The following is a 15890-nucleotide window of genomic DNA, read 5'->3' as shown; positions in this document are numbered from 1 at the left end:
AGGAATATGCATGAAGAACCTCCTTCCCTGCGCAGGCATTACCCTGATCAGGTTCTACGGGTTTGATCTCAGCCTCCGTACTGGTTCCGGGCCCTGGAACCGACGGGTAAGCACCCCGGGGAATCTGTGTCAAAAACCGGCTTACCGCTTTTTCGACGGGGCAAAGATAAATTCTTTCAGGTTTGCTGTAACATTTTATTAAGCTGTATCGTATCACACAAAACAGAAATTATGAAGAAATGGATTTTCAGCCTGTTTACCTTATCAATCGCCCTGTTTGCAACAGCACAGGAAACACAAATACAAGATGCCAACGCCGAAAAAAGAACCATTAAACCTTTTCACGCCATCAAAGTAGGAGATGGGATCGATCTTTTTTTATCACAGTCAACCGAAGAATCAGTGGCAGCAAGTGCTTCACGTGATGAGTTCCTCGGCCGTTTAAAAACGGAAGTGGAAGATGGTGTACTGAAGATTTATTACGATCGTGAATCATTCGCCGACTGGACCAGCTCCGGAAAGAAACTGAAAGTGTATGTTTCGTTCAAAAGTCTTGATCAGTTAACTGCAACAGCAGGCAGTCACGTAAATGTGAATGGAAAGATCAAAGAAGAAACACTGCGGCTTTTCCTGAAGTCAGGTGCCCAATTCAAGGGTACTGTTGAAGCAGGAAAACTAACTGTGGAAACAGAAAGTGGGTCAGGTTCAACTCTTTCCGGTTCTGCCGGCACCTTTAATGTAAGCGCCAACAGTGGTGCAAGAATGAGAGCTTACGATCTGGCTGCCGGTAAAGCCGATATACGTTCCACCAGCGGTGCAAAAGTAGAAGTGACCGTGCAGGAAGAAATGAAACTTTACTCTTCAAGCGGTGGCAGTATTTATTACAAAGGCAAAGGAAAAATAAGCGAAGTGGGCACTCATATTGGTGCAGTTATCCGCAGAGCAGATAGTTAATTCACATATAAAAAACCTTATTAAAAATGAAAAAGATTGTTTTATCCACGCTGTTATTTGTTGCAGCAACTCCTGTTCTGTTTGCACAGGAAACAACTGTTATCAATGATAAAAATGCTGAAGCAAGAAAAGTAAGTGGCTTCCATGGCATCAAAATTTCCAATGCATTTGATGTGATCATTAAACAGGGAAATGAAGAAGCAGTAGTTGTAAGTGCAAGCGAAGAAAAATTCAGGGATCGTATTAAAGTAAATGTAGTGAACGGTATTCTGCAAATTTCTTATGACAATGAAAAAGTGTGGAAATGGAGTAATGAAAACAGGAAACTGCGTGCTTATATTTCTGTAAAGAATATTGATAAGTTGGATGTTTCAGGTGCAACCGATATTAAAATTGATGGTGTACTGAAAGGATCGAACCTGAAAGTTGACTTAAGCGGCGCATCCAGTTTAAAAGGAGCGATCAGCTATGCAAGTGTAACAGTAGATCAGAGCGGTGCATCTAATTCAAAATTATCAGGCACTGTTACAAATCTTGATGTGGATGTGAGTGGAGCAAGTGATTTTACAGGGTTTGATCTTATTACAGAAAATTGCAGGGCAGAAGCTTCCGGTGCATCTGATGTTAAGATCACTGTAAATAAAGATCTGAAAGTTGATGCAAGTGGTGCAAGTGATGTACAGTATAAAGGCACAGCCTCCATCAGCGATTTCAGAACAACCGGAGCGTCCAGTTTAAAGAAGCGATCTAAATAAGTTTTCGATAATTATTCCGATGATGAACAGAAAGGCAGAAAATATTTCTGCCTTTCTGTTTTTTCTTTTGGGAGCTAACCTTATAACCCTTAATTTTGCACTCCATTCCGCGAAGTAGAGCAGCGGTAGCTCGTCGGGCTCATAACCCGAAGGTCGGGAGTTCGATCCTCCCCTTCGCAACAAAAGTCCTCCGCCAAGCGGGGGATTTTCTTTTTATTTCATAGCTTGTAGCTTGCGGCTTTTAGCAGGCAGCGTTTTTTCATGAAAGTTGGATTTGTAAACATATTTGGTAAGCCTAACGCAGGAAAAAGCACGTTGATGAATGCTTTGCTTGGTGAGAAACTGGCTATTGTTTCATCAAAAGTGCAAACAACCAGGCATCGTATAAAAGGTATTCTCACCACTGCCGATTACCAGTTGGTATTTTCTGATACACCAGGCATCATTGATCCCAAATACAAGCTGCAGGAAAAAATGATGGCTAGTGTAAAAAGTGCACTGGAAGATGCGGATGTGGCGTTGTTACTCGTGGATGTAAAAGACAGCTGGCAGGAAAATGAAGATCTGTTTACATCACTCAGATTAAAAGTTCCTTCCATTGTAGTATTAAATAAGCTTGATCTTGTTGATACAGCTAAACTGGAAGAAGCAAAAGCTTTCTTTGAAGGAAAACCTTACTGTAAAAAAGTAGTAACGATCTCTGCCTTATCGGGAGTGAACAAGAAAACTTTCATCAATCATATATTGGAGTTTGTTCCTGTAGGTGAGCCTTTCTTTGAAGAAGACCAGCTAACGGACCTCAGCACCCGCTTTTTTGTGGCAGAACTGGTTCGTGAAAAAATATTTGATCTCTTTTCTGAAGAGATTCCCTACCACACAACTGTGGTTGTAACAGCTTTCGAGCAAAAGCAAACACTCATCAAAATTTCAGCCGATATCATTGTGCAGCGTGAAACCCAAAAAGGAATTTTGCTGGGTACTAAAGGTGAAATGATCAAGAAACTGGGTTCACTGGCCCGTGTGGACATTGAGAAATTTGTGGATTCAAAAGTATTCCTGGGGTTGTTTGTAAAAGTGCGTCCTAAATGGAGAGACAGTGATCTCTTTTTAAAAGAATACGGGTACAATTAATCGTTTTTAATCTGTTGGCGAACGTGCTGAGGCAGGCAGTGATACCATTGCTTTCTGTTTAATTCAGTATTTTTGCCAACTTTATTTGTTTTATTATGGCAGGTTTTACAGTAGCAATTGTGGGTAGGCCCAATGTGGGCAAAAGTACTTTCTTTAATCGTTTATTAGAAGAACGTAAAGCGATTGTAGATGATATGAGTGGGGTAACCCGTGATCGTCAATATGGCGTGGCTGATTGGAATGGCAAATCGTTCAACCTCATCGATACAGGTGGTTTTGTGCCAGATAGTACTGATGTATTTGAAACTGAAATTCGGAAGCAGGTGAAAATTGCGTTGGATGAAGCAAATGCAGTGGTGTTTATGTGCGATGCTGCAACAGGTATTACTGATCTGGATGAAGCAATGAGTGATGTATTGCGCCGTACCACCAAACCGGTTTTCCTTGCAGTAAATAAAGTAGATAATCACGAGCGCTTATTGGAAGCAAGTGAATTCTATGCACTGGGTATTGAAAAGATATTTTTCATTAGTAGTATGACGGGTAGTGGCAGTGGTGAATTGCTGGATGCTATCGCCGAAATTATTCCCGATGACCAGGCTGAAGTTGAAGTTTCAGATATTCCGAAGTTTGCGATCATTGGCCAACCTAATGTGGGTAAATCATCTTTACTGAATGCATTGCTGGGTGAAGAGCGCACTATTGTAAGTGATATTGCCGGCACAACAAGAGACACTATTCATACACATTATAATCTCTTCAATAAAGAATTTATACTGATCGATACAGCAGGTATCCGTCGCAAAACAAAAGTTAACGAAGACCTGGAGTTCTATTCGGTGATCCGTGCCATCAGAGCATTGGATGAAGCAGATGTTTGTTTGCTGGTGCTTGATGCAGAGAAAGGAATTTCGCAACAGGATCTTAATATTTATTCATTAGCAGTAAAGAAAGGTAAGGGCATCGTTGTACTGGTGAACAAATGGGATCTTATTAAAAAGGAAACAAACACAGCACGTGATTATGAAAAGGAATTGAAGCAACGATTGCTTCCTTTTAATGATGTACCTATCCTGTTTATTTCTGCTGCGGAGAAAACACGTATCATGCAGGCTATTGAAATGGCTTTACAGGTTGTAGAAAACAGGCAACGTAAAATATCTACTTCCGAATTAAATGAAGCTATTCAGAAATCGCTCCAGGCATATCATCCACCAGTTGTAAGAGGTGTACCGGTGAGTATTAAATATGTAACACAATTGCCAACACCCGTTCCGTCGTTTGCATTTTTCTGTAATCATCCGGATGATGTAAAGCAGCCTTACAAAAATTACCTGGAAAACCAGTTACGTAAAACATTTCAATTTACAGGAACGCCCATGCGTTTGTTCTTCCGTAAAAAATAAGAACGATTTTTGCTGGGTAACGAAAAAAAATCACAGACATGAAAAAACTTTTGATGGTACTGTTTGCAGCGGCGTTTTTAACAGCCTGCAATAACGAAGAACAAAAATCTGACACCGAAAAAACAGAAACATCTTCTGAAGCGGCCGAAGCTTCCGACACAGGCAACCTGGTTGATAAGGCACAGGAAGGGATGAATGAAGTAATTGATACGCTTCAAAGTAAGGGCGGCAAACTTGCCGATACCTTAAAAAAGAAAGTAGTTGAGCCGGTGAAAAACGAAGTGAAAAAGGCTGCGGAAAAAGTAAAAGAGAAAGTAAATAAGGAATAATCTGATGATTTTAATAACAAGAAGGCTACATTTTTTGCAGCCTTTTTTATGCTGCCTACCGGAGTCATAAGTGGCAAGAATTAGACTGTTCAATGCAAAGTTTGCGATGAATTTGTGAGGCATGACCAAAATCAGTTTGGCTGGTATTCCAAAATAAAATTAATTTACGTTCAGATTAATTGCTGTGCCAACCAAGAAACCACATAAAAGTATTAAAGATCTTCAGCGGCAGATTGCTGTTTATGAAGACGAAGCTGCTTATAAAGAGTTGTTCTTTCTCCTCTTCAATTCGCTTACACGTTTTGCTACAGGTATTGTTCAATCAAAAGAAATTGCTGAAGAAATTGTATCAGATGTTTTCATGGGCATCTGGACGGATCGAGCTAAAATCAATGCCATTGAAGATCTCCAGCTTTACATGTTTATAGCTGTAAAAAATAATTCCATCCGCAAGGCAAAGCAATTGCATAAACGCTCAGCTATTTCCATTGATGAAATAGATGTTGAAATGGAATCGGTTTATCAAAACCCTGAGCAGAGGCTGATCTCGGATGAAAGCGTTAGTCGTATCGAAGCAGCCATTAATCATTTGCCGCAACGGGCACGTCTTATTTTTAAACTGGCCAAAGAAGATAAAATGCGTTACAAGGATATTGCGGTGTTACTCAATATCTCGGTAAAAACGGTTGATAATCAACTGGCCATTGCCCTCAAAAAGATCACGACAGCCCTTGGTGTCCCCTTCCGTAAAAAAAGTTGAATTTTCTTTAGGGGATTTTCTCTATTTCTTACTCCTTACTATTACCAATCATGAGCAGAGATAAAATCTGGCAACTGTTTTCCCGCAAACTGGCAAATGAAGCCAGTTCAGAAGAATTGCATGAGCTGCAACTGCTTTTGGAAGATAATCCCACCCTATTTCACGAGATGGAAGCCATAGAACAGCTATGGAATACTGAGGCGCAGGAGGATACCGATTACCTTGAAGCAACTTATCATCTCCATTACCAAAAAATGAAAAAGCTCGGCATCGAGCCCAAACATATTGATGAGCCAGAGCAAGTAAGCACTTCCTTTTATACACCTAAAAGAAAAAAAACGATGGCGATGTTCAGCTTGTTTGCTGTAGCCGTGATCGCATTTTTCTTTATGAAGAAACCAGCAGAAGAGCCTGCGGTGGTAGCAGATGTAGCAGCAGTTCCAAAAGAAGTGGCAACGAAAAATGGAGTAAGTACTAAAATGGTATTGCCTGATGGTTCTACTGTTTGGTTAAATGCAGGAAGTAAACTTGATTATACCCGTATCGGCAAGGCAGGAAACAGGGAAGTGCAGCTTATAGGTGAAGCTTTTTTTGATGTAGTAAAAAATCCAGAGCGTCCATTTATCATACACACATCAAAAATTGATGTGAAGGTGTTAGGAACCAAATTTAATGTCAAAGCCTATCCGGAAGATAAAACAGTTGAAACAAGTTTGGTGCAGGGAAGCGTAGAAGTATTTGTAAAAAACCGGCCAGGAGAAAAATACCTGTTGAAGCCTAACCAAAAGTTGGTTTTACTGAATAACGCTGAAGATGGTGCGCTGCCTAAGGCCACATTAAACAAGAGCCCAAAGGTACCGATCATTGCTATAGATCATTTAACGTACCGGGATGATGATACGATGGCAGTTGAAACCTCATGGATGCAAAACAAGTTGGTTTTTGAAAGTGAAGCATTTGCTGACGTAGCCCGGAAAATGGAGCGATGGTATGATGTGCGGATTCAATTCAGAAACAGAGGACTTGAAGATGAATTGTTGACTGGCGATTTTCGTAAGGAAACACTCAAACAGGCACTTGACGCTTTGCGGATCACAACTGATTTTCGATACAAGATAGAAGATAAAACTGTCCTTATTTATTAACAACCCCAAACTGCAACTGATTATGACCCAACATCAAAACTCTTCATAATTAAGCGGCAAAAAAAACGGGAAATGCGCCAACATTCCCCGTAACAGTAGTACAATTTTCTTTCATCTGGAAACCGCTTGCTATGTAAAAAGAAACGGTTTCCTCTATTTATACTACCAAAGCTTAAAAGTATGAAAAAAAGGACTTCGATTGCTAAGGCACTCTATGCCTTAAAAAAGCCGCTATTGATTATGAAACTAACGATTATGCTCGTTGTGTTGTGTACGTTTCATGCCTCGGCAGGCCTCACTGCACAAACAATAACACTCAAAATTCAAAACACAGAAATTTCGCAGGTGCTCAACAGCATCCAAAAACAGGGAGATTTCAGGTTTCTTTACAATTCCAAACTCAAAGATTTAAAGCAGAAAGTATCTGTTGAGTTCGAAAATCTCAACATAAAGGAAGTGATGGAGCGCCTCTTTGCAGGTACAAGCCTCACGTATGTTCAACTGGAAAACAACCTCGTTGCTATACGCTCATCAAACCCGGCAGAAAAGGATATCCGTGTTACGGGAAAAGTGACGAATGAAGCAGGAGAGGGTATTGCTGCCGCTTCAGTTTCTATAAAAGGAACCAACAGAGGAACGATCACCGATATGAACGGAAATTTTGTAATTACAGCTCCTGAAAATGCTCTGTTGGTAATTTCAGCTATTGGTTATGAAGATGCCGAAGTGAGTGTAAATAACCAACAAGTTGTAAATGTAAAAATGCAACAGGCAACTCGTAAAATGGATGAAGTTGTTGTGATTGGTTATGGTGCAGCCAGTAAGCGTGATTTAACGGGTTCAATTGTTAAAGTATCCGGTAAAGACATAGCCGATAAGCCGAACATCAATCCTATTTCTTCTTTACAAGGTCGTGTAGCTGGTTTATACATTGTAAATAGTGGTACTCCCGGCGCACAACCTGATATTCGTTTACGTGGTACTTCAAGCTTCGGGCAGGTTCGTCCGTTGTATGTTGTTGATGGTATCTTTAATGATAATATCGACTTCTTAAACCCGAACGATATTGAATCAATTGAAATATTGAAAGATCCGTCATCACTTGCCATCTTTGGTATTCGTGGTGCAACAGGGGCAATCGTAATTACAACTAAAAAAGCAAAAGCAGGACAACTTAATATCAATTTCAGTTCAACTGCCGGTATTAAGCGTTTGGTTGACAGGATTGATATGGTTGATGCAAATGGTTTTAAAACCTTGTATAATGAAGAGCAAACCAATAATGGTGTGCCTGCCAATCAGTTTTTTGACTACACTCCCTGGACAGGTAATACTGATTGGATTGAAGCAATGACACGTACCGCTTTCTTCAACACCAACAACCTGAGTGTTACAGCAAGTACAGAGAAAAATAAGTTTTACATGGGCATTGGTTATGCCATTGATGAAGGTGTGGTGAAACATGAACGCTTAACTAAAATGTTCATCAGCATTAACGATGAATTGAAAATTTCCAAGAACATCAAAGTTGGTTTTACATTAAACAGCATGCGCCAGCGCCTTCCGTTTAGCCAGGCAAATGGTTTGCTGTTTGATGCAAGAAGAATATTGCCGATAACTCCGGTGAAAAATGATGAAGGAACTTTCTACGATCTTGCTGTGCAGGGCGGACAAATTTCGAACCCGGCGATGAACCTTGAAGAAAAATGGGATAAAGAGATACGTGTTGAGTATCGTAACGTTGGTAGTGCTTATACAGAAATCAATTTTCTGCGCAGTTTTACCTTTCGTTCTACTTTCTATGCTGATATGTCGAACCTCGAATCAAGAACATACAATCCCTTGATCAGCCGTTACAATCCTGTTATCGACCAAACTTTTGTTCCCGCTAACTCTTTAACTTCTGTTAACCAGAACAATGAGCGCTGGAGTAAGTTTCAACAGGATCATGTCTTAACCTTCAAGAAAAATCTTGGGGAGCACGGTGTAACTGCTACTGTAGGTTATACTACATTAGAAGAAAAATACAGAGGTTTGTTTGGTACAGTTCGGCAATCTCCAACCGGTGATCCTATTCCTGATGATCCTCGTTTCTGGTATATCAGTAATGGCTTTGGTGATCCTGCAACAATGCGTGCAACATCGGGTCAGTGGGATCGTGCTAATCAGGCCTTCCTTGGTCGTGTGTTGTATAACTATGGTGGAAAGTATTTATTAAATGCATCTTTCCGTCGTGATGGTTCTTCTGCATTCCCCAATAATGAATGGAATAATTTCTATTCAGTTGGTGTTGCATGGGAAATGTCAAAAGAGAACTTTATGCAAGGCGTAGAGTTTATTGACTTCCTGAAAGTAAAAGCATCGCATGGTACGTTAGGTGTACAAAATACCTTGGGCCTGGCTTATCCTGCTTATCCTAATATTGTTGCTTCTAATTCTGCGGTATTTGGTAGTCTTCTTGTGCCTTCTTATACACGTAGCTATGAGCCTGATCGTGATCTTAACTGGGAACGCATCAACGCTAGTGAAGCAGGGTTTGAATTACATGCACTCAACAACCGTTTATATGTAGAAGCTTCGTACTATGTACGTACAACAAACGATTTGCTTGCTTTTGAGTTTTCAAGTTTAACAGGCAGCCGTTTAGGTAATATAGGAAAAGTAAGAAACAGGGGCTTTGAACTTACGTCGAGCTGGACTCAGCAAATATCAAAAGATGCAAGCCTCGTTATCAGCGGTAACCTTACAACTTTTGATAATAATGTAATTGATCTGCCATCAGGTGGTAAATTAACATCTGGTGAGGAAAGACCTGCAGTAACAGAAAAAGGTTATCCTATCGGTTATTTCTATGGCTATGTAGTTGAAGGCATTTACCAGAGTTATGCTGATAAATTAGGTTCACCCACAGTTGTTGGTTACGATTATCAGCCCGGCGATTTGAAATATAAAGATGTAAACAGTGATGGTAAAATTGATGCTTCTGATCGTACCATGATTGGAAACCCAACACCTGATTTTATGTATGGGTTGTCAGTAAACTTTAAATACAAAGGCTTTGATGCAGGTATAGATTTCCAGGGCGTATATGGAAATGAAATATATCGCTATTGGGGCAGTTCAGAATTACCATTTACACGGTTTAATTATCCAAGTTTCAGATTAGATCGCTGGACAGGAGAAGGTACTTCTAATTTTGAACCAGCTGTTTCAAGCCGTCCGATCAACCGTCTTCCATCTACCTATGGTATTGAAGATGGCAGTTTCTTTCGAATCAGAAATGCACAAATTGGTTACAACTTCAATGCCGATAAGTTGCGCAAAATTAATGTTAAGAGCTTCCGTGTTTTTGCAAATGCACAGAATCTGAAAACATTTAAGCGTAATTCTGGTTATACACCTGAGTTTGGAGGTTCACCAACACAGTTTGGTATTGATAACGGTGATGGACCAATCCCTGTTATTTTCACCGCTGGTATTAATGTTAATTTCTGATAAGTACTTATAACGATAAACTTTAATTATAAAAAAAGAACCGATGCGTACAATCAAACAATTTATATGGATGCTGCTGTTTAGTACATCTGCGCTATTGATGTTCTCAGGGTGTTCAAACTTTCTGGATCGCAAACCATTGCAAGCTACACTGGATGATTTAAACCAGGGTGGTTTAGAAGGCCAGATATATGGCATGTATGGAGCAATCCGTAATGGCGATGTAGCCGGGCAGGCGTTTGGAGGCATACCGTGGATGGCGCTTCATAATTTCCGTTCAGATGACTCGGAAAAAGGAAGCAGCAATGCGGATGGTGCCGATTGGGAATTAATTCATGATAAGTTTCAATATGTAAAAGATCATTGGAGTGCTACTATCTACTGGGATCAGCATTATACGTTAATTGCCCTGGCCAATACGGCTTTACAGGTTGCCGATTCGTTGAAGTTGAATTCTCCTGCAGATCAGGTAAATATTGGTGAAGCCAAATTCTTCCGGGCAATGGCTTACTTCGATTTAGTGAGAACATACGGACAAGTACCGAAAATCGATTTCCGTATTTACAATCCTGCTGATGCAAGAAAACCAAAAGCAAGTGTTGCAGAAATATATGCACTTATTGATGCTGATTTGCAGGCAGCAGTTGCCAGCTTACCACCCGACTGGAAAAATGCAAGTGGTAACAACCGTTTCCCCGGACGCTTAACCAATTACGCCGCCAAAGCATTGCGTGCTAAAACAATGCTGTATCGGAGCCGTTGGGCAGAAGCTTTGTCGCTTTGCCAGGACATCATTTCTTCAGGCAATTATGGATTGGCATTAGATTATTTTAAAACATTTGGTGATGAGGGTGAGAATAACATTGAATCCATTTTTGAAATTCAGGCTGATCAGGGCCCGCAATATGCAGGAAGCGGCGAGCCTTTTTCATGGTTTGGTATTTGCCAGGGTGTGCGTGGCTCAGCTGAATGGGATCTTGGATGGGGATGGAATACGCCCACAGCTAATCTTGTAAATGCATATGCTGCCGGTGATAAACGTAAAGATGGTACGATCTTGTTTTCTGGTCAGCCCGACGGTGTCTATGGCCGCACATTGCCTGCATATCCCGCAGTAATACCTCGTGAATTCTGGAACAAGAAAGTATACCCAAATCCTGCAACACAATCTTCAAAAGGTCAGCGTCAGGCAGGTTGGGCAAATCAAAAGGTACTTCGATATGCCGATGTGTTATTAATGGCTGCCGAAGCTGCTAATGAAGTGGGTGGGGCAGCTAATCAAAATTTGGCAGTTACCTACATTAATCAAATAAGAAAAAGGGCAGGTTTGGGAGATATAGCCTTTACCACACAGGCGGCGATGAGAACTATCATACAAAACGAACGTCGTTTGGAAATGGCATTGGATGGCGAACGTTTCTTTGATCTTGTTCGCTGGAACCTTGCTACAACATTTCTTGGGGCTTCCGGATATCAGGATAAGCATAAGTACTATCCTATACCACAGGCTGCGATTGATGCTGCAAACGGCGTATTGGTTCAAAATCCTGACTATTAATCGTTGAATAATTAAATTATTATTCATTAAAAATCTATTTGTATGCCGAAAAATAAATTTCAAATTGTATTTACAGGTCTTGCAATTGCAATGATTGTGTTATCTGCCTGCCAGAAAATGAACAAACCTGCTTTAGGTGACTATCTGAAAGATGTAAATCCTCCGGGAGGTGCATTAAAATTTTATGCAGCGTTTGATGGAACTACCACCAATCCATTGATGAATGGTGTAGACAGTATCAGGGCTAATTTCCCATCAGACAATCCTTTGGCCTCAACTGATGGTGTATCGGGCAAAGGAATACAAGGTGCTGCTAAGAAATTCATCAAGTATCCGTCATTTAATGAATGGTCAACCAGCAGTAGTTTCAGTGTATCTGTATGGTTTAAGAAAAACGGACAAACAACAAATAATCTGGGTGGCAACGGGCCTGAGTACATTTTTTCTTTGAGAGCAGCCGAGGGTAGTTACCATTGGAGCAATGCCGTAATGTTTTTGTTTCTTGAGGGCAATAATACTGCCTGTGCAGTTAAAACTATGTGTGTGAGTCCTTCAGTTGCATCCAACCCTAACAGTTCTCCAAGCGATAACTGGTTTACTTGGGAAAATTCACAAACTATCCCCGGTTTATTAAATGACCAATGGCATCACTTGGTTATAGTGTATGATGCATCCAACAGTACAATGAAATTGTATATTGATGGAGTAGCTAATGCAAATATTAAATCCTGGGGAGGTCATGGAGCAATACGTTTAGCTAATACAAAAATTGGAGAGTATCGTGTAGGTCGTGGACCACGTAACGATGATGAAGGAGATGGTGAAGGTGGATGGCTCCAAAGTTCATTCAAAGGTAAAATGGATCAGTTACGTTTTTACGGAACAGCTCTTAGTGCTGCAGAAGTAACAAATTTATTCAACAGCAAGAAATAGACAGCAGTCGTTTAGGTCATAATCAATAGACGGGGCTGCATGTTAATGCAGCCCCTTTTCAAACAAGGGAAAATTTATTTTCATTCCTGTAGTCCTTCTTTTGTCTATGTATTTATCAAGAAAAGTACAATTCTATTCATTTCTGTTATTCAGTTTGATATTGTCTTCCTGTAAAGATGATAATGAGCCGTTGTTTAAACAAATGGATGCATCTGCAACCGGTATCAGTTTTGTAAATAATCTTGCAAATAAAGCACACCTGAATATTCTTTATTATCTCTATTTCTATAACGGAGGAGGTGTGGCAGCAGGCGATATTAATAACGATGGCCTGACCGATCTGTATTTTACAGCCAACTCAAAAGGCAACAACAAACTTTATCTCAACAAAGGCAATTTTCAATTTGAAGATATAACTGCTAAAGCCGGTGTAGCCGGCAACAGCGATTGGTGCAGTGGTGTAACCATGGCCGATGTAAATAACGATGGTTATTTAGATATTTATGTATCGGCTGTTGCACAGTTCAACGATTTAAAAGGACATAACGAATTATTCATTAATAAAGGCAACGGAACATTTTCTGAACAATCGAAAGAGTATGCACTTGATTTCTCCGGGCTTTCAACACAAGCTGCATTTTTCGATTATGATAGGGATGGAGATCTTGATTGCTTTCTCATTAACCATTCCAAGCAACCTCATGCAAATATTGTTGACACGGCTAACCGCAACAAACCCGATGCCATCAGTGGCAGCCGTTTATTCAGAAACGAAAAGAACAAAGGCGAAAAAAAGTTTACTGATGTTTCAACCGAAGCCGGTATCTATCAATGCAATCTTTCGTATGGGCTGGGACTAAGTGTGGCAGATCTCAATAACGATGGATGGGAAGATGTATATGTAGGAAACGATTTTCACGAAAACGATTATTATTACATCAATAATAAAAACGGAACATTCACAGAAAGCGGCGCTAATCATTTTGCACATTACAGCCGCTTTAGTATGGGAAATGATATTGCTGATTATAATAATGACGGGCAACCCGATGTAATTACGGTTGACATGTTGCCGCCTGATGAAAAAACGTTGAAATCCTATGGCAGTGATGAGAATCCGGACATCTACAAAATGAAATTGGAGATGAATGGGTACCAGCATCAGTACTCCCGCAATTGTTTGCAAAAAAACAATGGCAGTGGTATCAACTTTAGTGAAGTGGGCTTAATGGCAGGCATATCTGCAACCGACTGGAGTTGGGCACCTCTTTTTGCAGATTTTGATAATGATGGCAAGAAAGATATCTTCATTAGCAGCGGTATTGTAAAGCGTCCTGTTGATCTGGATTACATCCGTTTTGTGTCAAGCATGCAGATGAATAAAGGATTAGATGAAACAGATGCCTATGATGCAGAAACAATAAGTAAAATGCCAGATGGCAGCAGTCATCCATTCTTTTTCAAAAATAAAAATGGACATGCATTTGCGGATGTAAGTAAAGAGTGGGGCACTGCAGAAATGAAAGGCTATTTCAATGGGGCAGTTTATGCAGATCTTGACAATGACGGTGATTTGGATATTGTGACAAACAATATCAATGCATCTGCAACAGTTTTAAAAAATGAAACAACGAATAAAAATTTTCTTACTGTTAAACTGAATGCTGATAGTTTAAATCGTTTTGGCATTGGTGCAAAAGCATACCTCTTTACAAAAAATGGAATGCAGTATCAGCAATTGATGTTAACAAGAGGTTTTCAGTCGGCAGTAGATACACGTTTACATTTCGGATTAGATTCTTTAACAACAGTTGACTCCTTACTGATAATTTGGCCCGATCAGTCTTATCAAACCGTAAAAGAGCCTGTCATTAATCAACAACTGAATATTGAAAAAAAGAATGCTGCAGGAGAATTTGTTTACAATCATTACTTTGGTGTACCTGCGCCTTACTTCACTGATGTTACCAATGAGATCAACTGCAATTGGAAACACAATGAGAATGATTTTTTTGATTTTAATGTACAGTATCTCATCCCTCATGCACAAAGTACAAGAGGACCTAAACTTGCTGTTGCAGATGTAAACGGCGATGGACTTGATGATGTTTATGCTTGTGGTGCAAAAGATCAACCCGGCACACTATTGGTGCAACAGGCGAATGGAAATTTTCAATCGACCAATCTTACATTGTTTGCGAAAGATGCCGGGTGCGAAGATGTGGATGCTGTTTTTTTTGATGCAGATGGAAATAAAACGATCGATCTGTTGGTAGTAAGTGGAGGTAACCAGCTCCCAGATCAAGCGGGTGATTTGGCCGATCGTTTGTACCTCAATGATGGCAAAGGAAATTTCGCCAGAAAAAATGATGCGTTTACTATTCAATACGAAAACAAATCCTGCGTAGCTGTTGCTGATGTAGATCATGATGGCGATAAGGATTTCTTTGTTGGTAATCTTGCCAGCCCAACAGGTTATGGATTACTGAAGCCTTCTTATTTGTACTTGAATGATGGCAAAGGAAAATTCACGCTGGCTTCTATGCAAATGGCCGATCTCACAAACCTTGGCATTGTTACTGCAGCTGATTTTGCAGACATAAACAACGATGGCTGGGATGATCTTTTGGTTACAGGTGAGTGGATGCCTTTGAAAGTATTCATCAACAACAAAGGGAAATTTATAGCAGCCGATGTACCTGCATCAACAGGTTTATGGCAAACGATAATGGTAACAGACGTAAATACAGATGGGTATGCAGATGTACTCGCTGGTAACTGGGGACATAATTCAAAATTATGGGAACGTAAGAATGGCCCGTTGAAATTATATGTAAAAGACTTCGATAACAATGGCAAAACAGAACAAATACTTGCTTATACGATCAATGGTGAGGAGTATCCATTCCTTGCAAAAGATGAACTGGAGCGTGCATTACCTTTATTGAAAAAGGCATATCTCACTTACAGTGAAGTGGCAGGCAAAACGGTGCAGTATATTTTTTACGATCTCTTTAAAGATTACAAAGAATTGAAAGCAGAAACACTCAGCAGCTCTGTTTTCATGAATGATGGAAAGGGAGGATTTAAACGTTACGATCTTACGGATGATCTGCAGCTTGCCCCGGTTATGAGTTTTGCATCTGTAGGTGACAAAGCTGGCTATGTTGCAGGAGGTAACTTTTACGGCGTTATCCCACACGAAGGCCGTTACGATGCTTTGTATCCTTCATTATTCTCATTTAATGAAACAATAACAACATTGTATGGAACAATGCCCGCTATCAATGGCGAAGTAAGAGATATGAAATGGATAAATACAACCGCTGAAAATAAACTATTAGTGGTAGCAAGAAATAATCAGCCCTTACTTTTTTTTAAAAGCATCGGGCAATTGCAAACAATGAAATAATAACTATTGAAC

The 15890-nt window shown here is 40.1% G+C and carries 11 protein-coding genes, 1 tRNA gene and 1 riboswitch; all 12 genes read left to right on the top strand.

The window, feature by feature from the left end; translation table 11 throughout:
- Window positions 1-7 precede the first annotated feature (7 nt).
- A riboswitch (TPP riboswitch) is annotated at window positions 8-128 on the bottom strand.
- A gap of 103 nt (window positions 129-231) precedes the next feature.
- Entirely contained in the window at window positions 232-954 is a 723-nt protein-coding gene (locus tag VK159_RS03215) for a head GIN domain-containing protein (protein WP_324228697.1), read from the top strand.
- 26 nt (window positions 955-980) lie between these two features.
- Window positions 981-1709, top strand: a complete 729-nt coding sequence (locus tag VK159_RS03210; RefSeq protein ID WP_324228696.1) for a head GIN domain-containing protein — start codon at window positions 981-983, stop codon at window positions 1707-1709.
- Window positions 1710-1817: 108 nt separating this feature from the next.
- A tRNA-Met gene (locus VK159_RS03205) sits at window positions 1818-1889 on the top strand.
- 81 nt (window positions 1890-1970) lie between these two features.
- The gene (era, locus tag VK159_RS03200; RefSeq protein WP_324228695.1) at window positions 1971-2840 is read left to right on the top strand and encodes a GTPase Era; all 870 of its coding nucleotides are present in this window, start codon (window positions 1971-1973) and stop codon (window positions 2838-2840) included.
- A 95-nt stretch (window positions 2841-2935) separates the two neighbouring features.
- The gene (der, locus tag VK159_RS03195) at window positions 2936-4246 is read left to right on the top strand and encodes a ribosome biogenesis GTPase Der (protein WP_324228694.1); all 1311 of its coding nucleotides are present in this window, start codon (window positions 2936-2938) and stop codon (window positions 4244-4246) included.
- A gap of 38 nt (window positions 4247-4284) precedes the next feature.
- Window positions 4285-4575, top strand: coding sequence for a lipoprotein (locus VK159_RS03190; RefSeq protein WP_324228693.1), 291 nt, complete (start codon window positions 4285-4287; stop codon window positions 4573-4575).
- A 184-nt stretch (window positions 4576-4759) separates the two neighbouring features.
- Window positions 4760-5335, top strand: a complete 576-nt coding sequence (locus VK159_RS03185; RefSeq protein WP_324228692.1) for an RNA polymerase sigma-70 factor — start codon at window positions 4760-4762, stop codon at window positions 5333-5335.
- 50 nt (window positions 5336-5385) lie between these two features.
- Window positions 5386-6480: a FecR family protein gene (locus VK159_RS03180; RefSeq protein WP_324228691.1), complete on the top strand. Its 1095-nt coding sequence runs from the start codon at window positions 5386-5388 to the stop codon at window positions 6478-6480.
- A gap of 240 nt (window positions 6481-6720) precedes the next feature.
- Window positions 6721-9975 carry a TonB-dependent receptor gene (locus tag VK159_RS03175; protein ID WP_324228690.1) on the top strand — a complete coding sequence of 1085 codons (3255 nt, stop codon included), beginning with the start codon at window positions 6721-6723 and terminating at the stop codon, window positions 9973-9975.
- A 43-nt stretch (window positions 9976-10018) separates the two neighbouring features.
- A complete protein-coding gene (locus VK159_RS03170; protein WP_324228689.1) occupies window positions 10019-11533 on the top strand; it encodes a RagB/SusD family nutrient uptake outer membrane protein in 1515 nt (504 codons plus the stop codon).
- Window positions 11534-11575: 42 nt separating this feature from the next.
- Window positions 11576-12466 carry a LamG domain-containing protein gene (locus tag VK159_RS03165; protein ID WP_324228688.1) on the top strand — a complete coding sequence of 297 codons (891 nt, stop codon included), beginning with the start codon at window positions 11576-11578 and terminating at the stop codon, window positions 12464-12466.
- A 106-nt stretch (window positions 12467-12572) separates the two neighbouring features.
- Entirely contained in the window at window positions 12573-15878 is a 3306-nt protein-coding gene (locus tag VK159_RS03160; RefSeq protein WP_324228687.1) for a VCBS repeat-containing protein, read from the top strand.
- Window positions 15879-15890: the final 12 nt, after the last annotated feature.

It is taken from the genome of Lacibacter sp., assembly GCF_035299325.1.
In the GTDB taxonomy this organism is placed as follows: Bacteria; Bacteroidota; Bacteroidia; order Chitinophagales; family Chitinophagaceae; genus Lacibacter.
The sequence above is the reverse complement of the archived record's forward strand: the minus strand, read 5'-3'. Positions and strand labels throughout refer to the sequence as shown.

Coding starts and splice junctions, on each gene's coding strand:
- VK159_RS03160 (WP_324228687.1), top strand. CDS start 12,573: ATGTATTTATCAAGAAAAGTACAATTCTATTCATTTCTGTTATTCAGT.
- VK159_RS03190 (WP_324228693.1), top strand. CDS start 4,285: ATGAAAAAACTTTTGATGGTACTGTTTGCAGCGGCGTTTTTAACAGCC.
- VK159_RS03180 (WP_324228691.1), top strand. CDS start 5,386: ATGAGCAGAGATAAAATCTGGCAACTGTTTTCCCGCAAACTGGCAAAT.
- VK159_RS03165 (WP_324228688.1), top strand. CDS start 11,576: ATGCCGAAAAATAAATTTCAAATTGTATTTACAGGTCTTGCAATTGCA.
- der (WP_324228694.1), top strand. CDS start 2,936: ATGGCAGGTTTTACAGTAGCAATTGTGGGTAGGCCCAATGTGGGCAAA.
- VK159_RS03175 (WP_324228690.1), top strand. CDS start 6,721: ATGAAACTAACGATTATGCTCGTTGTGTTGTGTACGTTTCATGCCTCG.
- VK159_RS03215 (WP_324228697.1), top strand. CDS start 232: ATGAAGAAATGGATTTTCAGCCTGTTTACCTTATCAATCGCCCTGTTT.
- era (WP_324228695.1), top strand. CDS start 1,971: ATGAAAGTTGGATTTGTAAACATATTTGGTAAGCCTAACGCAGGAAAA.
- VK159_RS03170 (WP_324228689.1), top strand. CDS start 10,019: ATGCGTACAATCAAACAATTTATATGGATGCTGCTGTTTAGTACATCT.
- VK159_RS03210 (WP_324228696.1), top strand. CDS start 981: ATGAAAAAGATTGTTTTATCCACGCTGTTATTTGTTGCAGCAACTCCT.